The organism is Paenibacillus sp. NPDC101420, from assembly GCF_050277435.1.
Classification (GTDB): Bacteria; Bacillota; Bacilli; order Paenibacillales; family Paenibacillaceae; genus Paenibacillus_AQ.
The window spans coordinates 293,928-320,172 of the sequence record NZ_JBNNSE010000002.1; the positions used below are offsets into that span (position 1 = coordinate 293,928).

A 26,245-nucleotide genomic window follows, 5' to 3' on the forward strand; every position below is an offset into this window, starting at 1 on the left:
GATCACTCATCCTTTCGCAGGATCCAATATGCCGCCTGACACACTTGCCTCCGAATATCCTCTTGCTTCAATCGCAGCATCAAGCTCACGCATACGGTTAAAAGAGGCAATAGATACTTCTACCTGATCGTCTTTTGGCTCTTTGGTTGTAAGGAGTTGCAGCCACAATCCAGGGTAACCCAGATATTTAAGGCCTGGTACTTCTCTTACCGCATTGGTTCCCTTTAGAACTTCGAACGATACACCAATTACGACTGGCAACAAGATAATCCGCTGGATCACTCGTTCCCAAAGATTATCCCATGGGACTACGGAGTAAATGATCACACCGAGGATAATCGTCAGCATCATAAAGCTACTTCCACAGCGGTAATGCAGACGGCTGTATTTCTGAACGTTCTGAACAGTCAGTTCTTCGCCTGCTTCAAAAGCGCTGATGACTTTATGTTCGGCGCCGTGATACTGGAACAGTCGCTTGATCACAGGTGTTTGAGAAATCGCCCATAAATAGACCAGCAAGAGAATCATTTTGATGCCGCCTTCTATGAGGTTGTGCAGTACGTAGTTATCAAATACATTTTTAAATAAAAAATCCTCTACAAATACCGGAACAAGCGTAAAAATGAGCTTTCCGAACAAAAAGGAGAGAATACCCATTACAGCAACCCCAAAAATCATTCCAAGGCTCCAGCCCTCATCCTTTTTCTTCGGCTTCGCTTTTTCCTTCTCGATATCTTCCGGTTCCAATTCATCTTCAGCGTAGGATTCGGCTGAATAGTTCAAGTGCTTAGAGCCTTTAGCGCTGGCATCTATTATACTGACAAGGCCGCGAAGCAGCGGAATCTTGCGCAGTTTCGTGACCCAGCTCTTATCGCTTTTGGGTACTTCTAAAAATGTGATTTCCTGATTCTTGCGTCGCACGGCTGTTACATTGATATGCTTACCGCCGAACATGACGCCTTCAATGACGGCTTGGCCGCCGTAACTGGGAGTTTCCTGGGACAACCAATTCACCTTCTCGTATTTAATATGATTTATATAATACATTGTAACTAATTTTTGAAGACATTACTAGTTGGATCGCCTTTTGCTGTACATACTATCTTCTAGAGAGAACGAGAGATAAATCGGCATTGAAAATAAAGAAAGCGAGGCAATTTCATGAGCAAATCTCATCAACAACAATCGGGGCATACAAATATTTGGCTTTTTGCACTCGAATTAGGTTTTTTTGCAGGATTAATTTGGGGTGGGCTTCATTGGCTAGTCTATTGGTTCAGTTTTACCAAAGTCAGCCCTGGCTTTATCGCAGAGCCTTTTTTCAGGCATGCGTTTTTGACAACAGCATTTGGACATTTCGTGGGATATATGATGTTTATTGTATTTTCGGTCATCGCCTCCATGCTGTATGTTCTGCTTCTCCGTAAGCTGAAGGGACCTTGGCCAGGCCTGGTCTACGGCGTTTTATGGTGGGCGATTATATTTATTCCTGGTTCGCAGATGTTTCTTATGCAGCCCCCATTCAAGCTGCCGTGGAACACTGTCATTAGTGAGTTCTGCATTTTTCTGCTATGGGGAATGTTCATTGGATATACAGCAGCGATCGAGTATACGGACGAACGGAAGCGTGAGCAAAGTACAGCGCTTGCCTAACGGCGCGAAAAAACTTCTCAAGGGGATATCCCTATGTTAAAATACAATGTGGCTATTTCGAGAGGAGAATGAAAATGGGTAACAAGCGTGTCTCCAAGCTGCGTAAGGTTTTGCAGGATCAAGGATTGGATGCAATGTTGATAACTAGCGGTTATAACCGCCGCTATTTAAGTGGATTTACCGGATCGTCCGGTTATGTACTGGTGACAAGTGATGATTGTTATCTGCTGACTGACTTCAGGTATATGACACAGGCCGCGGACCAAGCAATGGGGGTTAAGGTTGTAGAACATACAACTAAGTTCATTGATACAGTTCGCGAGCTTCTGCCTTCTGGTAAAGAGGTACGTATCGGTTTCGAACAGGATGATGTTTCATTCAGCGCGTACACTTCATATGCAGAAGCACTTAAGCCGGCAGTGTTAGTTCCAATTTCCAAAGCTGTGGAAGACCTTCGTATGTTCAAGGATGAGGAAGAGCTTGCCGTTATGCAACGTGCAGCAGATCTTGCCGATGCTACATTCAGTCATATTCTGAACGTGATCAAGCCGGGCATGACTGAGCGCGATGTTGATTTGGAAATGGAATTTTATATGCGTACCCATGGTGCAACTTCTTCATCGTTTGATACGATTGTTGCTTCAGGTGAACGCTCGTCCATGCCACACGGCGTAGCAAGCAGCCGTGTAATTCAAGGCAATGAATTCATTACCCTTGATTTCGGTGCATTACTTGATGGCTATTGCTCAGATGTGACAAGAACCATCGCACTCGGAGCACCGGATCCGAAGCTGAAAGAGATCTATGATATTGTGCTGGAAGCTCAGTTACATACTTTAGCACATATCAAGCCGGGTATGACTGGACGGGAATGTGATGCCTTGGCACGTGATATCATTGCTAGCTACGGATATGGTGAACAATTTGGACACAGCACAGGCCATGGACTTGGAATGGAAGTTCATGAGTGGCCGCGTTTGTCCAAACTTAGCGACGATATTATGCAGCCGGGGATGGTAGTAACTGTGGAGCCTGGTATTTATTTGCCGGGAATTGGCGGAGTACGTATTGAAGACGACATTGTGATCACGGAGAGCGGAATATCACTGCTGACCCATTCGTCTAAAGAATATACAGTACTGTAAGTAAGTGTGATGTATTAGATTGAATATAAATTTTGGAGGGATTTTTAGTGATTTCAGTAAATGATTTTAAAACAGGTTTGACCGTAGAGGTAGAGGGAGATATTTTTACCGTTATTGATTTCCAACACGTTAAGCCAGGTAAAGGCGCAGCATTTGTTCGTTCCAAGCTTAAGAACTTGCGTAACGGTAATACAGTAGAGCGTACATTCCGTGCAGGTGAAACGATTGGCCGTGCTATTATCGAAAACCGTGGTGTACAATATCTCTATGCCAGTGGATCGGACCACGTATTTATGGATAACGAAACTTATGACCAATTCGAATTGTCCGAAAAGCAATTGGAATGGGAATTGAATTTCCTTAAAGAGAACATGACTGTAAACATCGTTAGTTACAAAGGTGAGATTCTTGGGATCAACCTTCCTACCAGCGTAGAGTTGAAGGTTGTTGAAACTGAGCCTGGCGTTAAAGGAAACACGGCTCAAGGTGCTACGAAATCGGCCAAGCTTGAAACCGGACATAGTGTTCAGGTTCCATTGTTCATCAACGAGGAAGACATCTTGCTGGTTGATACTCGTGAAGGTAAATATATCTCCCGCGCGTAGGAAACAGAACAATAACCTGGATATTACCAGAAGAGCCTCCCCGTTTATACGGTGGAGGTTTTTTTATGAACAGTAACGGATAAAGATGCTATGGAAACCTACATTAAAATACTGGAAGTTGAGTAAAATAAGCACAGCTGAAGGGCAGATGCTGACCTTATCTTTTTTTTTCACAGCGGGGAAATTTAATAAATTTTTTATGAAACCATTAACGCAAGGCACTGTTTTCGTATTATACTGATTTAAAGCGGGAAACCGATTAGAAGCAACTACATAGACCGATATGGGGAGTGAATGGGACTTTGTCACTTTATGTTATGAAATTCGGAGGCAGCTCCGTCGGCGACACTGAACGAATGAAACGCGTCGCCAAGCGCATCGCAGACAAGCAAGATGAGGGACATCGCTGCGTTGTGGTTGTATCTGCAATGGGGGATACAACAGATGATTTGATCGATACGGCGAAGCAACTAAACGGGCAGCCGCCCGCACGTGAAATGGATATGTTGATGACGACAGGTGAACAAATCTCCGTCGCTCTATTGTCCATTGCCCTGCATGGGATCGGGCGGAATGCAGTTTCTTATACAGGATGGCAGGCTGGATTCCGAACAGACGAAACTCACGGCAGAGCTCGTATCAATGAAATTGACCCGCGTCGTGTATTAGCGTCTTTGGAGCGTGAACAGATCGTGATCGTTGCAGGCTTTCAGGGAATGACTGTGGACGGTGAGATCACCACATTAGGCCGCGGTGGTTCGGACACAACAGCCGTAGCATTGGCTGCTGCTATTCAAGCAGATGTATGCGAGATTTATACCGATGTAGATGGTATTTACTCCACAGACCCACGTATTGTGAAGACGGCACGTAAGCTGAAGGAAATCTCTTACGATGAAATGCTGGAGCTTGCCAATCTGGGAGCAGCTGTATTACATCCACGTGCAGTGGAGTACGCTAAGCGTCATCAAGTTAAGCTGGTCGTTAGATCAAGCTTTAATCATAATGAAGGTACTGTTGTGAAGGAGGAAACAAGCATGGAGCAGGGAATCGTAGTTAGTGGTATTGCATTTGATAAGAATGTAGCACGTGTCAGTATTCTTGGAGTTCCTGATGTACCAGGTGTACTCGCTCAGGTCTTCGGCAAGCTTGCTGAAGAGGGCGTTAACGTAGATATCATCGTACAAAGTGGTGTTCAGAATGAGCAGGCTGACTTCTCATTTACAGTTTCTCTTGATGAGCTGGATCGGGCGAAGGAAGTAATTAAAGAAATTCATAAAACTTTGCCTTATCGTGAAGTTACCTCCGAGGATAACCTGGTGAAGGTATCCATCGTTGGTGCTGGTATGGTCAGCCATCCAGGGGTAGCGGCTCAAATGTTTGATGTACTCTCCCAAGAGGGTGTAAGCATCAAGATGGTCAGCACTTCTGAGATCAAAGTATCTTGCGTTATTGAATCAGGCAATTTGCCATCAATCATACAGGCGCTTCATACCGCCTACAATCTCGATACAACAGAGCAGGCTTTTGTCGGAGGTCCTAAAGATCGCCGATAAGAGCTGCTGAGTAAACAAAGAGGGATGCCTTACAGCCAAATGGCTGCGGGCATCCCTTTTCATTTATATAACAGCAAGGGAGGTAGGTCCCTGAATTTATCCTAATCGTTTGAACCGGCCCTGAATCTCTACAGTCTCCACAACGTTGACGAAGGAGCTTGGGTCTGCCTCAAGAATAGTTCTCCGCAGATTTGCAAGTTCATACCGAGTCGTTACAGTCATTAGCATGGTATTTCCCTCATGACTGTATCCACCCTCTGCATTGACGACAGTGATGCCATGAGGTAACTCTCTTAGACGGGTTAACATCATCTCCCGTTCTTTGGTAACGATAAAGCAGGTCAGCTTCACATGGCGAATATGGATCATATCGACTACTCTACTCTTTACAAAAATACAGAGCATAGCGTATAAGGCGGAATCCCAGCTTTTAAAGAAGCCTAAACTCAGAATAACTAATCCATCCATTAAGAACATGATATTCCCCATGGGAATATCCCGTTTACGTGAAATAATCGAGCCTAATATATCAAATCCCCCAGAAGAGCCCCCAGTACGGAGAGAAAAACCAACGCCCCCAGCAATAATTACTCCGCCGAAAATACTTGCAAGAATGGGGTCCTTGGTCATTTGCACCTCAGGAATAATGGTAATGAACCAGGTGGTGGCCACGACGGAAAGCAAGCTTAGTAAGATGTACTTTTTCCCCACTGCAATAAATCCCCAGACAATTAAAGGAAGGTTTATTACAAAATAAAGCTTAGAAATGTACTTCGGATCCGTTAAATAACCGACGACCGAAGCCACCCCTGCTACCCCACCGCTCAGAAGCTGATGAGGAATTAGAAACAATCGCATCCCGCTTGCAATTAAAAAGGCTGAAAAAATAATGATAGCTACTTCCTTGAGTGGTCTGACTACGGTCCGCATGTTTTGCGGTAACCCGTAACTTCGAACTTGCATGACACAAATCCCCTCTTTTTCTTATGTCTTTATAGTCTGCTCTTTTTGAAAATATAAACCCACTATATTTCCAATTAACAAGGATACCACAGATGGAAGTGTTCGTAAAAAATAATTTTATCGTACTGATTATATTTATTTATATAGGTGTGTACTATGAACTCTTTCACAGTTGGACTTGCAATTCTGTCATTTCTCCTTGTCTAAAGTGAGTAATTATCGCATATCCATGGATAAGAGAAGGACAAACAAGCCCTGGATATCATTCTGTGTGAAATAGTAAAAGTTAGGAGTGGAGTGGATTGGACAAGTATGTAAGCTGGATGGCGACTCTTCGGCTGTTCTCGGGTAGTGCGGAGATTATAGCTGCACTGATTATGCTGCGGTTGAATCAGGTAGACAAGGCGCTTGCAGTCAATTCTGGACTAGCTTTGGTAGGCCCGACGATCTTGATATTGACGACAGCGATCGGACTTACAGGGATGGCTCAGCAGTTGTCCTGGAGCAAACTAGGCTGGGTCGGTTGCGGTGTAGCCTTTCTCTTAATCGGGATTCTAAAAAAATGATAGATGATAGGCATATTGAGCGCGTACAAGCATAAATATGGAATAAAGCAATTAGATAGAGGACAACTTGGGGGTACTTTGTATGGCAGATGATTGGTTGCAATTGTTTCCTGAAAAAGTAAGAGCACTATTAAAGTGCCTTCCCCTTCCGCTACTTGGAATGGTGGAAGAGATTCGGGTCCGTGAAGGTCGTCCGCTGGAGATTAACTATTCAGGTAAATATCACTTTCTTAGAGCAAATGGCAGCGTAACGCAAAGGCCGGAAGAAGCCTATAGGCCGGATCGGGAGGACACTCATAGACTGCTAGATCTGATCAGCAACCATTCACTATATACGATGGAAGAAGAGCTGAGAAAGGGATTTATTACGATTCCTGGCGGCCATCGAATAGGACTTGCTGGTCGGACGGTGCTGAGTGGTGGTGGTGTGGAGCATCTACGCGACATTACAAGCTTCAATGTCCGCATAGCCCGTGAGGTTCCCGGAGTCGCGGATAAAGTGCTACCTTATCTGCTGGACAAGGGGAGGCAGCGAATGATGCACACCTTGATCCTCTCGCCTCCACAGCACGGGAAGACAACTCTTCTTCGCGATATCGCAAGACAAATCTCCTTAGGAGATTTGGGGAAACGTGAAGGCGGAAGACCCGGTTTGAAGGTGGGGATTGTCGATGAACGTTCTGAGATTGCCGGAAGCAGACGCGGGATTCCCGCCTTTGATGTTGGTCCGCGCACAGATATCCTCGACGGCTGTCCCAAAGCTGAAGGCATGATGATGATGATTCGTTCCTTGTCACCGGATGTATTGATCGCTGATGAGATTGGTCGTCCTGAAGACGCTGAAGCAGTCACTGAAGCGCTGCATGCTGGAATATCAGTCGTTGCTTCGGCTCACGGTAAAGAAGTAATAGAACTGGCTCGTAGACCCGGGCTTGGCGGGCTATTGGAACAAAAGATGTTCGAAAGATACGTCATTCTGCATCGCTCAGAAGCAGGACTCTCCTTTCGTGTTCTGGATGGACAGAAACGCGGATTACTTCTTATCTCACCCGGGGATCGATTAGGTGGTGATTTACATGCTTAAGCTATTCGGTGCCGTTCTGATTGTGCTGGCTGGTACGTTAGCAGGGCTCCAATTTGCAAAACAATATGCAGACAGGCCAAGACATATCAGAGGCTTGATAGCAGCGCTACAGCGGTTGGAAACAGAAATTATGTACGGCTTTACCCCATTGCCTGAAGCTATGCGGCGCATTGGGATTCAGTCTAAGGAACCGCTCAAAACGTTGTTTATTAAAACAGCTGAGGAGATGAGCCCACCCCATGATCGAAGTGCCCAGGATGCCATTCAGAGGGCTATGGACTCGCATTGGAAGTCTACCGCATTGAAGGGGACAGAAAAAGAGATTCTCCGCCAGCTCAGTTGTACTCTCGGTACAAGCGATAGGTCCAATCAGAGCACTCATATCGCGTTAGCATTGCAGCAATTGAAGCAGGAGGAGTCGGTGGCCAGAGAGGATCAAGGCAAATATGAAAAATTGAGTAAAAGCCTGGGTCTGCTGCTTGGAGCATTGATCGTCATTTTGATCTTTTAGCGAGGTGCCAGGAATGAATATTGAAGTCAATGCGATTTTTCAAATTGCCGGCATTGGCATAATTATCGCCATGATACACACGGTGCTTAAACAGATGGGAAAAGAAGATTTCGCACATTGGGTTACCGTAATCGGGTTCGTCGTCGTGCTATTTATGGTTATTCGAATGCTGGACGGACTGTTGCAGGAAATAAAAACGATCTTTCTTTTTCAATAGGCGTGCTATGGAGATCATTCAAGTTGTTGGAATAGGGCTGATATCGACCATATTGATTCTCGTGCTGAAGGAACAAAAACCGATGTTTGCCTTTCTCCTCGCTACTGCCACAGGGATTCTGATCTTCCTGTTTCTAATCGGCAAGATTGGAATGATACTTTCCACACTGGAGCGGGTGGCAGAGTCATCGGGGATGGAAATGATCTATTTGAAGACCGTGTTCAAAATCATCGGAATTTCATATATCGCTGAATTTGGAGCACAGATTGTGCGTGATGCAGGGCAGGAATCGATTGCTTCCAAAATAGAGCTCGCTGGAAAAGTCCTCATTATGGTACTAGCTGTACCCATTATCAGCATCATTATTGAAACGGTCATGAAGCTGCTGCCTGCTTAAAGCAATTGAAGGAAGCTAAGCAACGATTAGGGAGGAGAAGTTATGCAAAAGTGCAGTGTTTTTCGTCCTCCAAAATTAAAAATAATACTGCTGCTGCTCCCATGCTTCTTCATTCTATGGTTTGCAGGTACAGCTCAGGTGGCCATAGCTTCTCCAGCAACTCCAGCACCTGGATCGGGGAACTCCTCCCCAGTAGACCAGTGGGTCAAGGGTCAGGTGAACAATCTGCCAACAGATAAGGTGGAGTCGTACTGGGATCAACTGATGAAGGATTACGGAGGTTTTTTTCCAGACGGGGCAACACCATCACTTATGGACATGCTGCTTCCAGGGGATAAGGGACTCAGCTTACAAGGTGTATTATCTGGGCTTCTTGGATTTATGTGGCATGAGGTGCTGTACAACGGAAGGCTGCTGGTCACGATTGTCATGGTCAGTGTGCTCAGCATGATACTGGAGACGCTACAAACCGCTTTTGAGCGAAAAACGGTCAGCAAGGTGGCTTATACGCTCTGTTATATGGTAGTGCTCGTTATTGCCGTGAACAGCTTCAATATCGCTATAGGTTATGCGAAGGATGCTATCGACCGGATGATTGATTTTATGATGGCCATGATTCCGCTACTGTTTGCGTTACTAGCTTCCATGGGGAACATTGTTACCGTCTCGGTCACACATCCACTAATTGTTTTTATGATTCATACCGTTGGCACACTGATCCACACCATTGTCTTTCCACTATTATTCTTCTCGGCGGTGCTGCATCTCGTAAGTGCATTGTCGGAGAAATACAAGCTGACCCAGTTGGCGAATCTGCTAAGAAATATCGGAGCTGGATTACTAGGAGTACTGCTCACTGTGTTCCTCGGTGTGATTTCAGTCAGGGGAATTACGAGTTCAGTGACAGATGGTGTTACGATCCGGGCCGCTAAATATATTACAGGCAACTTTGTTCCGGTCATCGGAAAAATGTTCGCAGATGCAACAGACACAGTGATCTCAGCTTCACTCCTGGTGAAGAACGCTATTGGGCTATCCGGAGTGATCATCATTTTGTTCCTTTGCGCTTTTCCGGCGATCAAAATTCTGGTGCTTGCTCTGATCTACAATGTAGCTGCTGCTGTAATGCAGCCATTAGGAGAGACGCCGATTGTGGTCTGCCTCCAGACCATCGGAAAAAGCATGGTGTACGTATTCGCTGCTTTGGCAGCTGTATCGTTAATGTTTTTTATGGCCGTCACGATCATGCTAACCGCTGGCAATTTAACCGTCATGATGAGGTGAGCTTGAAGGTTATGCTAACAAAACTTAGCGGGTGCTTACGAAGCTAGTTTAGTACGAAGAAATTCTCTGAAGGCTATGCTAACAAAACTTTTAGGAGGGAAACGATGAGCTGGTTGGGCGATTGGCTACGAGAGATCATACTTGTCGTGCTGCTAGCATCATTCGTTGAATTACTGCTCCCAAGCAAATCCATGGAGCGTTATGCAAGGCTGGTGCTGAGCCTCCTGATCTTACTTACCATGCTTAGCCCGATCGTTTCTCTGCTTAAAGGTGACGCAATAGCCGAGCTGAGTATAGCCATGGGGCGTCAGGAGAAAGAGGGAGGCTTATTCACAGGAGGGGGAAGTGGAGATCCCTCTTTGGAAAAGATTCTGGCAGATGGTCAAAAGCTTGCACAAGGGCGACAGGATCAAAGCCTAAAGCTGGCCGCAGAAGAGGTTGCTGAGCAAATGAGGGAGCAGATCATCAGCGAGACCGGCAAACGCGGGGTTAATGTCACTGTAACGCTCGGCATGGGGAAATCCGGCGGCTCCGGTAATGAAGATATTCCTGTCATCTCTGCAGTGAAGGTCTCAATGTCCCAAGCAACAGCTAATTCCATAGGGGCTTCAGGTAATTCCAGCGCAGCCGCTGCTCCGCCGATTGCAATCGCTCCTGTAGAGCCTGTAGAAGTAAAGATCGGTACAAATCCAGAGAGTGGATCAGCTTCTGCAGATGAGCCCAAAGCAGTGAACGGAAATGTAACAGAAAATAACACGCCTTCAAGTGAAACGGAGTCCATCGTAAAGCTGTTGGAACAAAAATGGGATTTGGATCCCAAAGTAATCCAAGTGGATGGCGGCGTTGTGAATAACGTCAAGTTATGAGTCTGTAGCTTCTAAACTATCAATGTTAGGAGGGATAGGAGTGGGCAATTGGCTGAAAAAGCTGGAGCAATGGGCTGGGGGTGGGGCTGGCAGTCCGAAGAGAAGTCATACTTTTCGCTGGCTAATCATTCTGGGTCTGCTGGGCGCAGCGATTATGCTGTTTAATTCCTTCGTCAATGTGAAGAAGATTGATAACGAGAATACGGGGCGTGAGCCACCGCTGAATCAGTCCTCCCAAACGGCGCTGGTACAGAGTGATCCTGGAGCTACTAACTCGTTCGAGAGTATTGAACAGACACTGGAGAACCGGACGAAGGAGATTTTGGAAAAAATCGTTGGTGTCGGTACCGTTGATATCATGGTCACTGTGGAATCCACGGAAGAAATTGTCGTGGTGCGAAATATGAACGACTCCCAGCAGCTTAGTGAGGAGACGGATGCCAGTGGTGGAAAACGTCACACGACACAATATACGAGGGATGGCGAAATCGTAACCTACTCGCAATCGGGTGATGAAACACCTATTGTGACGAAGCGGATTAAGCCTCAGGTACGCGGCGTACTGGTAGTTGCCAAAGGTGCAGAGAACAAAGTCGTTCGTGGACTTATCGAGCAGGCTATCGAAAAAGGCTTGAATGTCCCAATTCAGCGCATTTCAGTAGTACCACGCAAACAAGAGTAGCAGGAGAAAGTCAAGAAGTGAGTGCTTCCGAAGCAGCCACTAGATTAAATTTTAGGAGGAATTAAGAATGAACGGCAAAAGACAAACAATATGGTTGGTTTCTATGCTCAGTTTGATGGTTGTACTCTCGGCATACTATTTATTTACTGAAGATTCAGGTGCATCGGTTCCAAAAGACACAGCAGGAACTATGCAGGTAGACTCCTTGAAAAAAGATACAGCAAACGCAGCATTACCAACGGTTGGCGACAAAGGCATCGTTGTGAACGAAGTTGTCAATCAAGGAGATGTTGTTGCTGATGGAGGCGTTGTAGATAACGCTACAGCCACTGACGATAGTGCAGCTACTGCAACTACTGATGACAGTGCAACTACAGCGGTTAAGGATGATAGCAGTAAAGCTGCAGCAGACAGCGGTAACTCTGAGAAAGCTTCGACGGACACTGCTGCAAAAGACTCCAGTAAAACTTCTGACACGGCAGCTAAGGACACAGCAGCTAAGGACACAGCAGCTAAGGATACAGCAACTAAGGATACGGCAGCTAAGGATACAGCGGCTACTACAACATCCAAAACCCCTGCTAAGAATGATAAAGAAATCCTGGATGAAGTAGCTTCACAAAGTGTATCGGCGAGCAGCATGTTCACTAACTACCTGTATGAACGTGAGCAAAAGAATCTAAAGAGCCAACAAGACTTACTCGCTTTGATTAACGATATGGAGAAGACGCCTGCTGATAACGCAGTTGCTCAAGAACAGCTCCTTAACCTTGAAGAAAAAGAATCTAAAATTACGGGCATCGAAGAACAGCTTCAACAAAAATATGGGGAAGCCATCGTGAAGGAAGAAGCTGGGGACAGCTATAAAGTAGTCGTACTGAGTGACAAGCTGGATGTAAAACAAGCGGTTAGCATCGTTGATCTCGTAATGAAGGAACTGAGTGTGTCTCAGGATAAAGTTAGTGTTCAATACGTTTCCGAGAAATAATAAGACATGAAATTATAGGAAAAATGACGAAAGAGCTCGGGTTCTCCCGGGCTCTTTCCATTTCTAGCGTTTATGATATAATACATAAAGTTATCTTGTCCGCTTAAGAAGTGGCTTCGAGAGAAAGCTGAAGGAGTGAACTAATGTATGTTCAAGTTGAGCGAAATTAAGGAATTAATTAAATTGCTGGACCAGACCTCCTCTGTACATGAGTTGGAGATCGAAAGCGAAGGAATGAAGCTTGCAATTCGCAAACCGGATCGCCCTGAAGCTGATGGAACAGCAGTACAGGCGACTCCTTATAATGCCTATCCCTTTACGCCTGCCCCGCAGCCGCAGAGCGTGCAGCAAGTGTCCTATCCAGTAATCAGTGAGGTTCCTCCAGCGCAGCAGCCACAAGCCGTCGCAGAAGGCAAACTACATAAAATTGTATCTCCAATGGTGGGAACATTTTATAGTGCCGCTTCTCCGGAAATGCCATCGTTCGTTAATGTTGGAGACCGTGTTGGTGAGAAAACAACGGTATGCATTATCGAAGCGATGAAGCTGATGAATGAGCTGGAAGCGGAGATTAAAGGTGAAATCGTGTCCGTACTGGCCGAGAATGGTCAGCTTGTAGAATACGGTCAACCACTATTCTTGGTTAAACCGGAATAAATACCGCAGATTACTTATGGAGCGGAAGCTTCGCAAAACTTTGGGAGGAAACGCATGAACATTCAAAAAGTGTTGATTGCCAACCGCGGCGAAATCGCGGTCCGCATTATTAGGGCCTGCCGAGAACTGGGCATTTCCACCGTCGCGGTCTATTCGGAACCCGACCGGGATTCACTGCATGTCCGGTTGGCTGATGAAGCTTACTGCATCGGTCCGATGCCGTCCAAGGACAGCTATCTGAACTTTACAAATATTATGAGTGTAGCCACCTTAACAGAATGTGATGCCATCCATCCTGGTTATGGATTTTTAGCTGAGAATGCAGATTTTGCAGAGATTTGTGAATCTTGCAATATTATCTTCATTGGGCCATCTCCAGATGCAATCAACCGTATGGGTGATAAAGCTGTGGCGAAGGAAACCATGAAGCTGGCTGGAGTTCCGATCATCCCGGGCTCAGATGGCCTTGTAGGTGATGTTGAGGAAGCCGTCATGCTGGGTCGTGATATCGGATACCCGATTATCATTAAGGCTACCGCAGGTGGCGGGGGTAAGGGCATTCGGATTGCTGAGGACGAGGAATCATTGGTGAAGCAGATTACTGCTGCACAACAGGAAGCGCAGAAGGCGTTCGGCAACGCTGGTGTATATTTGGAAAAGTACCTTACAGGTATGAAGCACGTAGAAATTCAAATTATTGCAGATAAGCATGGTAATGTAGTGCATTTAGGTGAACGCGACTGTTCCGTACAGCGTCGTCGCCAAAAGCTGATTGAAGAGGCACCTTGTTCTGTACTTACACCGGATATCCGTGAAGCGATGGGGAATGCAGCAGTTCGTGCAGCACTCGCTGTGAATTATTCGGGAGCGGGAACGCTTGAATTCTTGCTTGGACCGGATGGACAGTTCTACTTCATGGAGATGAATACTCGTATTCAGGTAGAGCATCCGGTAACGGAAATGGTTACGGGTGTGGATTTGATCAAGGAAATGATTTCGGTTGCAGAAGGAAATCCTTTGTCATTTACACAGGAAGATATCGTGATTAATGGCTGGTCGATTGAATGCCGTATCAATGCGGAAGATCCAGAACGTAATTTTATGCCTTCACCAGGTAAAATCGGCTTTTATTTGCCGCCTGGAGGTCTCGGTGTTCGTGTAGACAGCGCGGCGTACCCTGGGTATACGATTTCCCCTTTCTATGATTCTATGATTGCAAAGCTGATTGTATGGGCACCCACACGTCAGGAAGCGATTGCAAAGATGAAGCGTGCCTTGGCTGAATTTGCCGTGGAGGGAATCCATACTACGATCCCTTTCCATCAGAAACTGTTGGAGCATCCTGTATTTCTGGATGGTAATTTTGACATCAAGTTTCTGGAAGAGTATGAAATTTAGGACGACTTCGCTTTGTTTGTCATAAAGTTCGTCAAATGATATAGTATGTTTAATAAGAGACGTGCTTTACGCTTGAATTTATGAGAATCTTTGTTGAAAGGTGTGAAGTCTAAAATGAGTACATTGCCGACAGAATACGAACGGACAGAAATCGGTGAGATCCAGATTGCTCCTGAAGTGATCGAGGTGATCGCAGGTTTAGCGACCGTTGAGGTTAAAGGTGTAGCTGGCATGAGCGGTGGTTTCGCCGGTGGTATTGTTGAGCTTCTCGGACGTAAGAACTTGTCTAAAGGAGTTAAAGTAGAGGTTGGACAACGCGAAGCTGCAGTGGATGTTTCTGTAATCATTGAATATGGTAACCGTCTTCCTGAAGTGGCTGCTGAAATTCAGCGTAATGTTAAGCGTTCCATCGAGACTATGACTGGTCTGACTGTTGTGGAAGTGAATGTGCATATTCATGATGTACAATTCAAGAACAACAACACTGTAGACAAGAACGAGGAAGCTGAAACGGTTCTTCGCGTGAAATAACAGTCGTCGTTCTTCCATAAACCCCCGACAGTAAAGTCGAGGGTTTACTCTAATTTAAGGAGGTTATGAGACTCGTGGCAAAAATTTTGGACAGACTTTTGCTGTTTGTCTACAGCTTAAGTATCGGAATATTATCTGTTATTGCCATCCTCCTCTTGAGCGGTGCTATTCCTAAAACTTTGGAGATTGAGAATGGACCAGCAGCTTATATTACTGCAATTGTAGTAGCAGTTGTCTTGTTCCTTCTGAGCATCCGATTTTTCTATATCTCTTTGCGTCGTGATCGCGCTTCTTTACCTTCTGTTGATCAGCGTACAGAGTATGGGGATATCCAGATTTCAGTGGAGACCATTGAGAATCTGAGTCTGAAGGCTGCCGGTAAAGTGAAGGGAATCAGAGATCTCAAATCGCGTATTCGCGTTTCTCAGGCGGGCCTTGAAATTACAATTCGCGCAGTAGTGGATGGTGAACATTCATTGCCGCTACTAACCACAGAAGTGCAACGTCAGGTGCATGATTTTGTGCAGGAGACAACCGGTATTCCGGTTGCTGATGTGTCTGTATACATTGCTAACCTCACGCAGTCTCCAAGCTTCAAAAGTCGAGTGGAATAGAGGTGAATTTCCCTTATGTCTTGGAAAGAAGTATGGGAAAGTCACGGGGGTAGAATCGCCGGAGTGACTTTCGGCATTGGTCTAGGTTTGATATATTTAATTTGCGGTTTTTGGGATATGTTGTTCTTTGCACTGGTAGTGTTCATCGGATATACGTTCGGCAAAAGAAAGGATAACGCAGAGGCTCCCCTGTTTCAGTGGCAGGAGCTGATTACGCGTCTATCCGGACGCTGGCGTCCCTTCAAGTGAACCGCGATAGTCTTTTTCCCGGAGCAGGAAGCCGTAAGTTTGTGTTGTCCAATGCCCCTGGAAGAAAGACTTTGCGGTTTTTTTAATTGTGAAAGATATCTTTAACGGACATCGGACAATAATCCTCTAAGGATTAGGGATAGAATTCGAAGGATTTGGGCTTAAAATAATTATAGGCGATGTCATTAAAGTCTGAATTATTATCACACTTGAGGTGTGAAGTTATATTTATGGTTGCCCGACGTTATAGAAGTTTGAGTAAAGATGTTAATGCGATATAAGATTTTAGGAGGAACACATGAAAAGACGTATAGCGAGAGAGATTATTGTCCAAAGCCTGTATCAGATGGAAATGAACGATGTAGAGAGCGCGGAAGCTGTGGAAATGCTGCTGGAGGAAGCTTCAGAGGAGAATGAAACAGAGCGTGTAATTACGGACGAAATTCAGCTTAAGCACTATGTGGTGGAGCATGTAAACGGTGTGTGGGAGCACAAGGTTGCAATTGACGATATGCTTGAGCATTACTTGAAAGGCTGGCAAATGAGCCGTCTGTCACGTGTGGATCGTCAAATTTTACGTCTTGCGGCGTATGAAATGGTGTTCGCGAATGATGTTCCGGCTAAGGTTGCTGTGAATGAGGCTATAGATTTGGCCAAGCATTTTGGAACGGATGATTCCGGTAAGTTTGTAAACGGTGTGCTTGGTAAGATGATCCAGGAGATAGATACAATTAAAGCTGACCATTCTTAATTTTAAAAAAATATAAGCAAGTATAAGTTATTCACCTATTCTTTATGTTTTATATTTCTCGCATAAACGCTTACCGTCCACATAAGGACGCCGAAGGCGTTTATGCTTGTACAATAGTAAAGTATATAAAAGGGGAGAGACTATCATGACAGCAGCAATCATCAGTGGTAAACAAGTATCTGAGGAAATTCGTATTGGTATTGCCCAGGAGGTTGCTGAACTGGCGAAACGTGGCGTGAAGCCCGGTCTGGCAGTAATTCTAGTAGGTGAAGATCCAGGATCACAAGTTTATGTTCGCAACAAGGAAAAATCTTGTATCAGCCTTGGTTTCCATTCGGAAGTGCATAAACTGGATGAGTCTACTACTCAAGAAGAATTGCTGGCTCTCGTAGCGCAGCTTAATGGATGCGATGATATTGATGGGATTCTAGTTCAACTTCCATTGCCTAAGCATATTGAGGAAAAAGCTGTTATTGATGCGATCTCCGTGGAGAAAGACGTTGACGGCTTCCACCCTGTAAATGTAGGTAACCTAGTGATTGGTGCTGACAGTCTGCTTCCTTGTACACCTGCAGGTGTAATTGAACTAATCAAACGTACAGGAACAGGAATGGCTGGTAAACATGCTGTGGTCATTGGCCGCAGTAATATTGTAGGTAAGCCAGTGTCTTTGTTATTGCAACGTGAGAATGCTACTGTGACGATGTGCCATTCCCGTACAGCTAATATGCAAGAAATTAGCCGTCAAGCAGATATTCTGGTTGTTGCGATCGGACGCGCGAATTTCATTGACGCTTCGTACGTGAAACCGGGTGCTGTTGTCATTGATGTGGGTATGAACCGTTTGGATAACGGTAAGCTTGCGGGTGACGTTGATTATGATAGTGCAAAAGAAGTTGCCGGATACATCACACCTGTTCCGGGTGGGGTTGGACCGATGACGATTACAATGCTGATGAGCAATACGCTGATTGCGGCTAAACGCCGTCACGGCTTGGAATAGGGGTAGGAATTCATGGCGGCAGAGCGGCAGGTCTATTCGATAAAAGAACTCAACCGTTACATCCGCATGAAGCTAGACTCGGATAATTTACTTTCGGATGTATGGATTCGCGGAGAGATTTCCAACTTTACGCATCATGGTAGCGGTCATATGTATTTCACGCTAAAGGATGAGAGCAGTCGGATCAAGGCGATTATGTTTGCTTCTCATAACCAGCGCCTGCCCTTTATTCCGAAGGAAGGTGCTCGGGTAATTGCTAGAGGTAATGTGACCGTATATGAACGGGACGGGCAATACCAGTTCTATGCCACACACATGCAGCCAGATGGAATTGGTAGTCTATATTTAGCCTATGAGCAGCTGAAGAGCAAGCTTGAGCAAGAGGGGCTGTTTGCAGAAGCACGTAAACGCCCTTTGCCTCGCTTTCCAAAGTGCATTGGCGTGATTACTTCGCCAACGGGTGCAGCTGTGCGGGATATCGTGATTACTCTCCAGCGGCGGTTTCCGCAGGTGGCTATTGTAATCTATCCCGTACTGGTGCAAGGCAAAGGCGCCGCGCCTTCGATCGTGAAGGCGATTGGAGCGCTGAACCGCATGGGTGAGGCCGACGTGCTTATCGTCGGCCGCGGCGGCGGTTCGCTCGAGGAGCTGTGGGCGTTTAACGAGGAGGAAGTCGCGCGAGCGATATCGGCATCAAGGATTCCGGTCATCTCGGCCGTTGGCCACGAGACCGATTTCACGATTGCCGATTTCGCCGCCGACCTCCGCGCGGCTACGCCCACAGCGGCCGCGGAGCTGGCCGTGCCACACGCCGGCGAGCTAGCTGCGCAGCTTCGCCAGCAACAGCAGCGGCTCCGCCAAGCGCTGCAAAGACGCGCCCAGCGCGGACGCGAGCGTCACGCGGGGCTGGAACGCTCGCTGGCGCTGGCAGGCCCGCGCCGCTCGCTGATGCAGCACACGCAGCGGCTGGATCAGCTGCGTGAGCGGCTCCAGCGCTCAGCGGATGCACGGCTCAGCCGTTCCCGCGAGCGCAAAGCTGTGCTGCATCATAGTCTGCAGCGGTTCCATCCGCACGGCAGTGTTGCCGCTGCGCGTCAGCGCACCGAAAGCATGCGCCGTGAGCTGATGGGTGCTATGCAGGCCCGCCTGCAGGAGAAGCGAGCTCGCTATGTAGCGGAGATTCGTCATCTGGATGCACTGAGCCCTCTTAAAGTTATGTCGAGAGGCTACAGCTTAGTCTATGACGAAGCAGAAGAACATTTAATCAAATCGCTGACCGAAGTACAGCTTGGCGATCTTGTAGTGATAAAGATGAATGACGGACAGCTGAACTGCCAGGTATGGGGAATGAAGGAGGATGGCAAAGACGATGACGAAGGAAGCGGAACTTGATTTTGAAGGCGCCATGGACCGGCTGGAGGAAGTCGTACGTGAGCTTGAACACGGCGACGTTCCCCTGGAGAAGGCCATCGATTTATTTCAGCAAGGTATGAAGTTATCTCAGCTTTGCGGCAGCAAGCTTGAGCAGGTAGAGCGTAAGATCGAAATGATTACCCTAGAGGACGGAGAACTGCGTAAGAAGCCGTTTGGTGCACGTCTGGAAGGGGACGCCGATGACTCGCTTTGAGCATGAGCTTGAGAGAAGCTCTGAAGGAGAAACAGTGCGTCAGCCACTGGAGGATTACATCGCGTCCTTAAGCGATCTAGTCTCACATGAACTAGAGGTTATTCTCCCCACACAATGGATGGTTCCAGAGAATTTGCAGCAAGCCATGAAGTATTCACTTATGGCTGGGGGCAAACGCCTCCGGCCACTGCTGGTGATTATCGCATGTGAAGCACTAGGAGGAAATCGAGAGGCTGCCCTGCCTGTCGCTGCTGCTATAGAGATGGTACATACCTACTCGTTAGTTCATGATGATTTGCCTGCCATGGATAATGATGATTATCGGCGCGGGAAGCTGACGAATCATAAAGTCTTTGGCGAAGCGACCGCTATTCTTGCGGGTGATGCCCTTCTGACCCATGCTTTCTACAGTGTGGTACAAGCCTCACGTAAATTTGGCGTCCCTGCGGAAAGTGTACTATCCATCGTGGAGGATTTGGCGGAAATGGCAGGCCCTCGTGGTATGGTTGGCGGTCAGATTGCAGATATGGAAGGCGAGCAGGGTCTAACCGATCTTGCACAGCTAAAGTACATTCATCTGCATAAGACAGGAGATTTGATTATCTTTTCGCTACTAGCTGGCGGTCGTATTGCAGGTGCTAACGAGCAGCAGCTTGAGGCTTTGCATAAATTTGGAACAGCCATTGGACTCGCTTTTCAAATCCAAGATGACATTCTAGATTTGGTTGGAGACGAAGGTAAACTTGGCAAAAAAACAGGCAGTGATGTTAAGCAGCATAAAGTAACCTATCCTTATTTTATCGGTCTCGAAGCATCGCGAGAAGAAGTGAAGCAGCTTACAGAAACAGCCCGAAATGCTGTTCTGAACGGTGGTTTTCATGACAGCCAGCGCCTGCTGGAAATTGCAGATTACTTAATGGCACGTGATCACTAATTATGAACTTTCGAAACGGCTGTATTTCGACAGCCGTTTCGTTTGTGTTATAATGGGTTTTATATAATTTACAACATCTAGGAAAGCGGGGAACTATACGTGCTGCTTCCACAAATAAATGATCCTAAGCAACTAAAATCATTGTCAGTCGATGAATTAACTACCTTAGCGGAGGAAATTCGTCGATTTCTGATTGAGAAGCTTACAGCAACTGGGGGGCACCTCGGATCCAATCTGGGAGTCGTGGAGCTCACTTTGGCTTTGCATTATTGTTATAACAGCCCTCGTGACAAAATGATTTACGACGTAGGGCACCAGGCTTATGTCCACAAGATTCTGACTGGTCGTCAAGACCGCTTCGATACCCTGCGTAAATATCAGGGCTTGTGCGGCTTCGTTAAGCGCTCCGAAAGTGAGCATGATGTGTGGGAAGCTGGACATAGCAGTACCTCATTATCGGCAGCAATGGGGATGGCGATGGCTCGCGATCTCAAGGGTGAAGACAATAAGGTTATTGCCGTGATTGGTGACGGTGCTCTTACTGGTGGAATGGCGTTTGAAGCACTTAACCATATTGGCCATGAGAAGCGTAAGCTGATGGTTATTTTGAACGATAATGAAATGTCGATTGCTCCTAATGTAGGAGCGATGCACAATTATCTAAGCAAAATTCGTTCAGATCGCCACTATTTGCGTGCCAAAGACGAGGTTGAAGGGCTACTTAAGAAGATTCCTGCCATCGGAGGACGATTAGCGAAGACTGCTGAACAGTTAAAGAATAGTCTCAAATATATGATGGTACCTGGAGTATTGTTTGAAGAGCTCGGGTTTACGTATCTCGGTCCTGTAGACGGACATGATCTGGAGAAGATGATTGATACCTTCCACCAAGCAGATAACGTGGCTGGACCTGTGTTGGTACATGTACTAACAACTAAAGGTAAGGGCTACAAACCGGCTGAGACCGATTTCTATAAATCACATGCCATTTCACCATACAAAATTGAGTCGGGTCAGGCGCTTAAAGCTGTGGGTCCTCCAATGTACACGGAAGTATTTGGCGAGACGCTGATCGAACTGGGTCGGGAAGATTCTCGTCTGATTGCTGTTACACCTGCGATGCCAGGAGGCTCGGGTTTATTTCCTTTTGCTAAGGAATTTCCCGATCGTATGATTGATGTCGGAATTGCCGAGCAACATGCGGCTACTCTGTGTGCAGCTTTGGCTATGGAAGGGATGAAGCCGGTATATGCGGTGTATTCTACCTTCATGCAGCGTGCCTATGATCAGATCGTCCATGATATTTGCCGGCATAACGCGAATGTTATGTTCGCCATTGACCGCGCGGGGTTCGTGGGTGCGGATGGTGAGACTCATCAGGGTGTGTACGATGTTGCTTTTATGCGCCATATTCCGAATATGGTGATGATGATGCCAAAAGACGAAAATGAGCTGCGTCATATGATGAAGACGGCGCTTGAATATAATGACGGTCCGATTGCTTATCGCTATCCGCGTATTAACGGTACAGGTGTAGCAATGGATCCTGAGCTGCGTACTATTCCAATCGGATCATGGGAACGACTGCGTACAGGCGAAGGTTATGCTGTTGTAGCCTGTGGACCTATGGTTCAAGTGGCTGAAGAAGCCGCTGATTTACTGAAGCGGGAAGGGATTCAGGTAGGCGTCGTGAATGCGCGGTTCCTGAAGCCACTCGACAACTCCATGCTGCTTGATTTGGCTCACGCTGGAACCAACATGGTTGTTATTGAAGAGGCTTGCCAAGCGGGAAGCCTCGGCAGCTCGGTATTAGAATTCTACGCAGAGAATGAAATTTATGACGCTCGTGTGCATCTGATGGGTGTACCTGACATCTTTGTGGAGCACGGCTCTATTAAAGAACAGCGCCAGGAAACAGGTCTTACTGTAGAAGCGCTATGTGCACGTATCAAGTCCATGATGGCTTTGAGTGCATATAACTACAAAACAACTTCGTCTTCCTAAATGGAAGCCGGAAATTAGCAACCCTTTGAACGATCGGGAGATGACCATGGAACACCGTAAAGAACGGATAGATGTACTACTTGTTGAGCAAGGTTTTTATGAAAGCCGTGAGAAGGCTAAAGCAGCCATTATGGCAGGACTGGTGCTCGCGGATGAAGAACGCATTGAAAAGGCTGGTATGAAGGTGTCACGGGAGGCTACCCTTAAGGTTAAAGGCTCTGTGCATCCTTATGTCAGTCGTGGGGGCCTAAAGCTGGAGAAGGCTCTACGCCAATTTAATATTGATCTTACGGGACGGACCATGCTGGACATCGGTGCTTCTACTGGAGGCTTTACGGATTGTGCACTTCAGAATGGGGTAAGCCATGTGTACGCGATTGATGTTGGTTATAATCAGCTGGATTGGTCGCTGCGTAATGATGAACGCGTTAGTGTGATGGAACGAACGAATTTCCGATATATGACGCCTCCAGATTTGGTGGGTCCGATTCCAGATTTTGCGAGTATTGATGTTTCATTTATCTCCTTAAAAATAATTCTTCCACCGCTCAAAGCTTTGCTTAAGCGCCCGGCGGATATTGCTGCGCTGATCAAGCCACAGTTTGAGGCAGGACGGGAGAAGGTTGGTAAATCAGGTGTAATTCGTGATTCTGCTGTTCATAAAGAGGTATTAATTAATGTACTGACCATGGCGGCAGAGCTGGGTTACCAGCTGCAGGGATTAACCTTTTCACCGATTACAGGCGGGGAGGGCAATATTGAGTTTCTTGCTCACTGGAGACTAACGCCTGAATTGGCGGAAGCTGAAGAAGGTACATTACAGCCTTCAGATGCTGTATCATCAGTCATTCCAGTGGAGGATTTTCCATCCCTAGCGGATGAAGTGATTAAGCAGGCTACGGGTACTTTTAATGTAAATTCGACTCATGGAAACTCATCGCGCCGGTGAGTTTCTTTTTCCATATGGAAAATAACAAATATTCGGAAAGCTTCTAAAAAGGCAGCTTAGAAGAAGGAATTGGCATGGCTTCACGCGAATAAATCACCGAGGTGATTGATAGTGGCGGGAAGCTCTGACAAGGTCGTCATGGCGTTTATTGGAGTAGCATTATCGATTTTTATAATTTATCGGATATATATATGGCTGCAAAGTTCTCCGCGTTCTTTCATGAAGGATCAGATCCCGTTTAATAAAGTGATTATTCCTCACCCATCTATAGACATACTAGAGGATGAAGGGTACGAGGTCGTTGGAGGGAAGCTCAAAATCCCGTTGTCCTTCAACGTAAACGGGGCGCAGATGTATAGCCGGTTATTTATAGATTATGTGGCGACTAAAGAGGAAGGATCAATATATTTGGTTATTCTTTCTAGACCACGCAAACCTTTGGATTTCACAGGCAGTGGCTTACGAGATACCTTGCTTCCGTACTTGCTGATTTATCCGGAATGTAGCGGAGTTTTGTATGTTAATACTGCAGCGGGATCTATTCAAGTGATTAAGCTTGGCAGAGATGACGGAGAATCAAACTGAGTCCATATTTAACTAGGTGTATGCTTCCGAAGTAGTTTTGCCGAAGCAATTCGGGGAGCATCGCTTACAAAACTAAGTCCATGCTTCCGATGTAGTTTTGTCGCTGCTAATCTGGAAGTGTCGCTTACAAAACTTTTAGGAGGCAACAATGAAGGGTCAACGACATATTAAGATACGTGAGATTATTACGCAAAAGGATATCGAGACACAGGACGAGCTGGTAGAAGCCTTGCGTGAATCTGGTTTCCAGGTTACCCAAGCTACAGTATCTCGAGACATTAAAGAGCTATTGCTCATCAAGGTTCCTATGGATGATGGAAGATACAAATATTCGCTTCCAACTGACCAACGGTACAATCCAATACAGAAGCTGAAGCGCGTTTTGGTGGATAATTTTGTGCAGATCGATTCATCGGCTAATCTTGTGGTGATGAAATGCTTACCAGGGACGGCTAACTCAGTCGCTGCTTTGATTGATAATATTGACTGGCCACAAATTATGGGGACCATCTCTGGTGATGATACCATTCTAATTATTTGCCGCCAGCCTGAGGACAGTAAGACTGTAATTTCACAAATCATGGGTTACATTTCTTAAATTATAAGAAAGTATAAATTTCATTATATTCTTATCATCTTCTCGGAGGTGCTCTATTAGTGTTAGAAACCTTGTCTATCCGCAATCTTGCCGTCGTTGAGGCGGTAGATGTGCATTTTTATCCTGGCTTCCATGTGCTCACAGGGGAGACTGGGGCAGGTAAATCCATTATTATTGATGCGCTTGGACTGATTGCCGGAGGGCGCGGCTCCGCGGATTCTATTCGTTACGGTTGTGAAAAAGCAGAGATGGAAGCGCTCTTCAGCCTCCCAAGCGGTCATCCCGTCTGGGATACTTTAGAGCGTCTTGGCATTGAGGCTCAGCGTGAGGAGCATCTTATAATACGCCGTGAACTCACCTCTCAGGGTAAAAGTACATCACGTGTAAACGGACAGATGGTCAATCTTACTATGCTACGTGAAATTGGTGAGCAGCTGGTTAATATTCATGGACAGCATGAACACCAAAACTTATTGAAGGCAGAACGACATTTGGGACTGTTAGATACATACGGAGAACCCATTATCGGGCCGCTAAAAGCGGTATATCAGGAAAAGTATTCAGCCTTTGCGAAAGTGGAGAAAGAGCTCCGAGAGCTGCAGGAATCCAGCCAAAAGGCTTATCAAATGCTTGATTTGTACCGTTTTCAGTTAGAAGAAATTTCATCTGCAGCATTAAAACCGGGAGAAGATGAATTACTTGCCGAAGAACGGGTCAAACTATCCCACAGTGAGAAAATGATGGATTCCGTATCCGGTGCATATGAGCTTCTCTACGATAGACAAGGCTTAGAATCCATAGGTAATGTCATTTCCAGACTCGAGGATGCGGTTCGTTATGATGAAAAGGGTCTTAAATCCGTGCTTGAGCAGCTGCAATCTTCTTATTATCAACTAGAGGATGCTGCATTTCAGCTTCGTGATTACCGAGAAGAGATCGAATTCAATCCACAGCGACTCGAAGAAATCGAGAATCGTCTCGATTTAATTACCGGACTCCGCCGTAAATACGGAGATAGTGTAGAACAGATTTTGGCTTATTATGAACAAATCCATCGGGAAACCGATCTGCTTGAGAATAAAGATGAATATCTGGAGAAACTGACGACCAAACGCGATGCACTGCTTTCTGTATTGATGGAAGCAGCTACTGAATTAAGTGAAGCACGGAAGCTGTGTGTGTCTGATTTAGCCACGCAAGTGGAGAGTGAGCTTAAAGATCTTCAGATGGAAAGAACTTCGCTACAGGTTAAATTAGACACGTTGGAGGACCCACGTGGAGTTGATTATAAGGGTCGGCGTATTCGTCTTACAAGACAAGGGATCGACAGTGCGGAATTTATGATTTCCCCTAACCCTGGCGAGCCGTTAAGACCTCTTGGCAAAATTGCCTCGGGTGGTGAGTTGTCGCGAATTATGTTGGCAATGAAGAGTATTTTTGCGCGTCATGATGCGATTCCAGTTCTGATTTTTGATGAGGTAGATACCGGTGTGAGTGGTCGGGCTGCTCAATCCATTGCAGATAAACTGTATAAGCTGTCCTCCACTTGTCAGGTGTTCTCCATTACGCACTTACCGCAGGTGGCTTGTATGGCTGATCATCAGTACTTAATCCGCAAAAAGGTTGAGGACGGAAGAACCATGACGGAAGTGGAATCACTCTCGAATGATGGACGTGTAATGGAGCTGGCCCGAATGCTGGGTGGGGTGGAAATTACCGAAAAAACATTGCACCATTCGCAGGAAATGCTTAATTTGGCCGAGGCAAGTAAGGCTGCAACAAGCTAAGCGGAACAATGATTGACAGTAATAAAAGCCTGGGGGCAAGG

The 26,245-nt window shown here is 46.2% G+C and carries 30 protein-coding genes; 28 read left to right on the forward strand and 2 right to left on the reverse strand.

Annotated features, from left to right (window positions below; all coding sequences use genetic code 11):
* Positions 1–6: 6 nt before the first annotated feature.
* A complete protein-coding gene (locus ACQKMP_RS10050) occupies positions 7–954 on the reverse strand; it encodes a DUF1385 domain-containing protein (protein ID WP_371916578.1) in 948 nt (315 codons plus the stop codon).
* A gap of 207 nt (positions 955–1,161) precedes the next feature.
* Between ACQKMP_RS10050 and ACQKMP_RS10055 the strand changes: the two genes are divergently transcribed.
* From ACQKMP_RS10055 to ACQKMP_RS10070, 4 genes are all read left to right on the forward strand, one after another.
* On the forward strand, positions 1,162–1,653 hold the full coding sequence (locus ACQKMP_RS10055; RefSeq protein ID WP_076284474.1) for a YqhR family membrane protein: 492 nt from the start codon (positions 1,162–1,164) through the stop codon (positions 1,651–1,653).
* A gap of 74 nt (positions 1,654–1,727) precedes the next feature.
* Positions 1,728–2,798, forward strand: coding sequence for a M24 family metallopeptidase (locus ACQKMP_RS10060; protein WP_076300855.1), 1,071 nt, complete (start codon positions 1,728–1,730; stop codon positions 2,796–2,798).
* A 47-nt stretch (positions 2,799–2,845) separates the two neighbouring features.
* On the forward strand, positions 2,846–3,403 hold the full coding sequence (efp, locus tag ACQKMP_RS10065; protein ID WP_042190473.1) for an elongation factor P: 558 nt from the start codon (positions 2,846–2,848) through the stop codon (positions 3,401–3,403).
* Between the two features lie 302 nt (positions 3,404–3,705).
* Complete coding sequence (locus tag ACQKMP_RS10070; protein WP_042190470.1) at positions 3,706–4,959, forward strand: aspartate kinase; 1,254 nt, start codon at positions 3,706–3,708, stop codon at positions 4,957–4,959.
* 96 nt (positions 4,960–5,055) lie between these two features.
* On the opposite strand, the gene ACQKMP_RS10075 is transcribed toward ACQKMP_RS10070, so the two are convergent.
* Positions 5,056–5,922, reverse strand: coding sequence for a YitT family protein (locus tag ACQKMP_RS10075; protein WP_081382878.1), 867 nt, complete (start codon positions 5,920–5,922; stop codon positions 5,056–5,058).
* Positions 5,923–6,224: 302 nt separating this feature from the next.
* Between ACQKMP_RS10075 and ACQKMP_RS10080 the strand changes: the two genes are divergently transcribed.
* The 24 genes from ACQKMP_RS10080 to recN all read left to right on the forward strand — a co-directional run bounded on the left by ACQKMP_RS10080 (position 6,225) and on the right by recN (position 26,204).
* Complete coding sequence (locus tag ACQKMP_RS10080; protein ID WP_371915730.1) at positions 6,225–6,488, forward strand: YqhV family protein; 264 nt, start codon at positions 6,225–6,227, stop codon at positions 6,486–6,488.
* An 82-nt stretch (positions 6,489–6,570) separates the two neighbouring features.
* On the forward strand, positions 6,571–7,572 hold the full coding sequence (gene spoIIIAA, locus ACQKMP_RS10085) for a stage III sporulation protein AA (RefSeq protein WP_076284476.1): 1,002 nt from the start codon (positions 6,571–6,573) through the stop codon (positions 7,570–7,572).
* Entirely contained in the window at positions 7,565–8,083 is a 519-nt protein-coding gene (gene spoIIIAB, locus ACQKMP_RS10090; RefSeq protein WP_042190466.1) for a stage III sporulation protein SpoIIIAB, read from the forward strand. Before spoIIIAA ends, spoIIIAB begins: the two co-directional genes overlap by 8 nt.
* A gap of 13 nt (positions 8,084–8,096) precedes the next feature.
* Positions 8,097–8,300, forward strand: a complete 204-nt coding sequence (gene spoIIIAC, locus ACQKMP_RS10095) for a stage III sporulation protein AC (protein ID WP_036682849.1) — start codon at positions 8,097–8,099, stop codon at positions 8,298–8,300.
* 7 nt (positions 8,301–8,307) lie between these two features.
* Positions 8,308–8,697, forward strand: a complete 390-nt coding sequence (spoIIIAD, locus tag ACQKMP_RS10100; protein WP_042129828.1) for a stage III sporulation protein AD — start codon at positions 8,308–8,310, stop codon at positions 8,695–8,697.
* 42 nt (positions 8,698–8,739) lie between these two features.
* On the forward strand, positions 8,740–9,981 hold the full coding sequence (gene spoIIIAE, locus ACQKMP_RS10105; protein WP_042190464.1) for a stage III sporulation protein AE: 1,242 nt from the start codon (positions 8,740–8,742) through the stop codon (positions 9,979–9,981).
* A gap of 104 nt (positions 9,982–10,085) precedes the next feature.
* Positions 10,086–10,847: a stage III sporulation protein AF gene (gene spoIIIAF, locus ACQKMP_RS10110; protein ID WP_427469324.1), complete on the forward strand. Its 762-nt coding sequence runs from the start codon at positions 10,086–10,088 to the stop codon at positions 10,845–10,847.
* Between the two features lie 40 nt (positions 10,848–10,887).
* Complete coding sequence (gene spoIIIAG, locus ACQKMP_RS10115; RefSeq protein WP_042190462.1) at positions 10,888–11,529, forward strand: stage III sporulation protein AG; 642 nt, start codon at positions 10,888–10,890, stop codon at positions 11,527–11,529.
* A 67-nt stretch (positions 11,530–11,596) separates the two neighbouring features.
* Entirely contained in the window at positions 11,597–12,517 is a 921-nt protein-coding gene (locus ACQKMP_RS10120) for a SpoIIIAH-like family protein (protein WP_149646746.1), read from the forward strand.
* Positions 12,518–12,664: 147 nt separating this feature from the next.
* Complete coding sequence (gene accB, locus ACQKMP_RS10125) at positions 12,665–13,174, forward strand: acetyl-CoA carboxylase biotin carboxyl carrier protein (RefSeq protein ID WP_042190457.1); 510 nt, start codon at positions 12,665–12,667, stop codon at positions 13,172–13,174.
* 54 nt (positions 13,175–13,228) lie between these two features.
* A complete protein-coding gene (gene accC / locus ACQKMP_RS10130) occupies positions 13,229–14,572 on the forward strand; it encodes an acetyl-CoA carboxylase biotin carboxylase subunit (protein ID WP_042190455.1) in 1,344 nt (447 codons plus the stop codon).
* A gap of 114 nt (positions 14,573–14,686) precedes the next feature.
* Positions 14,687–15,103 (forward strand): Asp23/Gls24 family envelope stress response protein, encoded by a 417-nt coding sequence (locus ACQKMP_RS10135; protein ID WP_042132343.1) that lies wholly within the window; start codon positions 14,687–14,689, stop codon positions 15,101–15,103.
* Positions 15,104–15,177: 74 nt separating this feature from the next.
* Complete coding sequence (gene amaP, locus ACQKMP_RS10140; protein WP_042129814.1) at positions 15,178–15,717, forward strand: alkaline shock response membrane anchor protein AmaP; 540 nt, start codon at positions 15,178–15,180, stop codon at positions 15,715–15,717.
* A 15-nt stretch (positions 15,718–15,732) separates the two neighbouring features.
* Entirely contained in the window at positions 15,733–15,966 is a 234-nt protein-coding gene (locus tag ACQKMP_RS10145) for a DUF2273 domain-containing protein (protein ID WP_042190453.1), read from the forward strand.
* A gap of 298 nt (positions 15,967–16,264) precedes the next feature.
* Positions 16,265–16,717 carry a transcription antitermination factor NusB gene (gene nusB / locus ACQKMP_RS10150; RefSeq protein WP_042190451.1) on the forward strand — a complete coding sequence of 151 codons (453 nt, stop codon included), beginning with the start codon at positions 16,265–16,267 and terminating at the stop codon, positions 16,715–16,717.
* Positions 16,718–16,862: 145 nt separating this feature from the next.
* A complete protein-coding gene (folD, locus tag ACQKMP_RS10155) occupies positions 16,863–17,720 on the forward strand; it encodes a bifunctional methylenetetrahydrofolate dehydrogenase/methenyltetrahydrofolate cyclohydrolase FolD (protein WP_427469325.1) in 858 nt (285 codons plus the stop codon).
* A gap of 12 nt (positions 17,721–17,732) precedes the next feature.
* The gene (xseA, locus tag ACQKMP_RS10160; protein ID WP_042190449.1) at positions 17,733–19,112 is read left to right on the forward strand and encodes an exodeoxyribonuclease VII large subunit; all 1,380 of its coding nucleotides are present in this window, start codon (positions 17,733–17,735) and stop codon (positions 19,110–19,112) included.
* Positions 19,090–19,347: an exodeoxyribonuclease VII small subunit gene (gene xseB, locus ACQKMP_RS10165; RefSeq protein WP_427469326.1), complete on the forward strand. Its 258-nt coding sequence runs from the start codon at positions 19,090–19,092 to the stop codon at positions 19,345–19,347. The genes xseA and xseB overlap by 23 nt, the downstream gene beginning before the upstream one ends.
* Positions 19,334–20,281 (forward strand): polyprenyl synthetase family protein, encoded by a 948-nt coding sequence (locus ACQKMP_RS10170; RefSeq protein ID WP_042190447.1) that lies wholly within the window; start codon positions 19,334–19,336, stop codon positions 20,279–20,281. Before xseB ends, ACQKMP_RS10170 begins: the two co-directional genes overlap by 14 nt.
* A 99-nt stretch (positions 20,282–20,380) precedes the next feature.
* Positions 20,381–22,285 carry a 1-deoxy-D-xylulose-5-phosphate synthase gene (gene dxs, locus ACQKMP_RS10175; protein WP_076284485.1) on the forward strand — a complete coding sequence of 635 codons (1,905 nt, stop codon included), beginning with the start codon at positions 20,381–20,383 and terminating at the stop codon, positions 22,283–22,285.
* A 46-nt stretch (positions 22,286–22,331) separates the two neighbouring features.
* Positions 22,332–23,234, forward strand: coding sequence for a TlyA family RNA methyltransferase (locus tag ACQKMP_RS10180; protein ID WP_042190442.1), 903 nt, complete (start codon positions 22,332–22,334; stop codon positions 23,232–23,234).
* A gap of 111 nt (positions 23,235–23,345) precedes the next feature.
* Positions 23,346–23,819: a hypothetical protein gene (locus tag ACQKMP_RS10185; RefSeq protein WP_231573324.1), complete on the forward strand. Its 474-nt coding sequence runs from the start codon at positions 23,346–23,348 to the stop codon at positions 23,817–23,819.
* 148 nt (positions 23,820–23,967) lie between these two features.
* Positions 23,968–24,417, forward strand: a complete 450-nt coding sequence (ahrC, locus tag ACQKMP_RS10190) for a transcriptional regulator AhrC/ArgR (RefSeq protein ID WP_042190440.1) — start codon at positions 23,968–23,970, stop codon at positions 24,415–24,417.
* 59 nt (positions 24,418–24,476) lie between these two features.
* Complete coding sequence (gene recN / locus ACQKMP_RS10195) at positions 24,477–26,204, forward strand: DNA repair protein RecN (protein ID WP_427469327.1); 1,728 nt, start codon at positions 24,477–24,479, stop codon at positions 26,202–26,204.
* Positions 26,205–26,245 lie beyond the last annotated feature (41 nt).

Bases quoted from the DNA above. Each gene is read 5' to 3' on its own strand.
- ACQKMP_RS10050 (WP_371916578.1), bottom strand. From the start codon at position 954: ATGTTCGGCGGTAAGCATATCAATGTAACAGCCGTGCGACGCAAGAAT.
- ACQKMP_RS10055 (WP_076284474.1), top strand. From the start codon at position 1,162: ATGAGCAAATCTCATCAACAACAATCGGGGCATACAAATATTTGGCTT.
- ACQKMP_RS10060 (WP_076300855.1), top strand. From the start codon at position 1,728: ATGGGTAACAAGCGTGTCTCCAAGCTGCGTAAGGTTTTGCAGGATCAA.
- ACQKMP_RS10075 (WP_081382878.1), bottom strand. From the start codon at position 5,922: ATGCAAGTTCGAAGTTACGGGTTACCGCAAAACATGCGGACCGTAGTC.
- spoIIIAA (WP_076284476.1), top strand. From the start codon at position 6,571: ATGGCAGATGATTGGTTGCAATTGTTTCCTGAAAAAGTAAGAGCACTA.
- spoIIIAB (WP_042190466.1), top strand. From the start codon at position 7,565: ATGCTTAAGCTATTCGGTGCCGTTCTGATTGTGCTGGCTGGTACGTTA.
- spoIIIAC (WP_036682849.1), top strand. From the start codon at position 8,097: ATGAATATTGAAGTCAATGCGATTTTTCAAATTGCCGGCATTGGCATA.
- spoIIIAD (WP_042129828.1), top strand. From the start codon at position 8,308: ATGGAGATCATTCAAGTTGTTGGAATAGGGCTGATATCGACCATATTG.
- spoIIIAE (WP_042190464.1), top strand. From the start codon at position 8,740: ATGCAAAAGTGCAGTGTTTTTCGTCCTCCAAAATTAAAAATAATACTG.
- spoIIIAF (WP_427469324.1), top strand. From the start codon at position 10,086: ATGAGCTGGTTGGGCGATTGGCTACGAGAGATCATACTTGTCGTGCTG.
- ACQKMP_RS10120 (WP_149646746.1), top strand. From the start codon at position 11,597: ATGAACGGCAAAAGACAAACAATATGGTTGGTTTCTATGCTCAGTTTG.
- accB (WP_042190457.1), top strand. From the start codon at position 12,665: ATGTTCAAGTTGAGCGAAATTAAGGAATTAATTAAATTGCTGGACCAG.
- accC (WP_042190455.1), top strand. From the start codon at position 13,229: ATGAACATTCAAAAAGTGTTGATTGCCAACCGCGGCGAAATCGCGGTC.
- ACQKMP_RS10135 (WP_042132343.1), top strand. From the start codon at position 14,687: ATGAGTACATTGCCGACAGAATACGAACGGACAGAAATCGGTGAGATC.
- ACQKMP_RS10145 (WP_042190453.1), top strand. From the start codon at position 15,733: ATGTCTTGGAAAGAAGTATGGGAAAGTCACGGGGGTAGAATCGCCGGA.
- nusB (WP_042190451.1), top strand. From the start codon at position 16,265: ATGAAAAGACGTATAGCGAGAGAGATTATTGTCCAAAGCCTGTATCAG.
- folD (WP_427469325.1), top strand. From the start codon at position 16,863: ATGACAGCAGCAATCATCAGTGGTAAACAAGTATCTGAGGAAATTCGT.
- xseA (WP_042190449.1), top strand. From the start codon at position 17,733: ATGGCGGCAGAGCGGCAGGTCTATTCGATAAAAGAACTCAACCGTTAC.
- xseB (WP_427469326.1), top strand. From the start codon at position 19,090: ATGACGAAGGAAGCGGAACTTGATTTTGAAGGCGCCATGGACCGGCTG.
- ACQKMP_RS10170 (WP_042190447.1), top strand. From the start codon at position 19,334: ATGACTCGCTTTGAGCATGAGCTTGAGAGAAGCTCTGAAGGAGAAACA.
- ACQKMP_RS10180 (WP_042190442.1), top strand. From the start codon at position 22,332: ATGGAACACCGTAAAGAACGGATAGATGTACTACTTGTTGAGCAAGGT.
- ahrC (WP_042190440.1), top strand. From the start codon at position 23,968: ATGAAGGGTCAACGACATATTAAGATACGTGAGATTATTACGCAAAAG.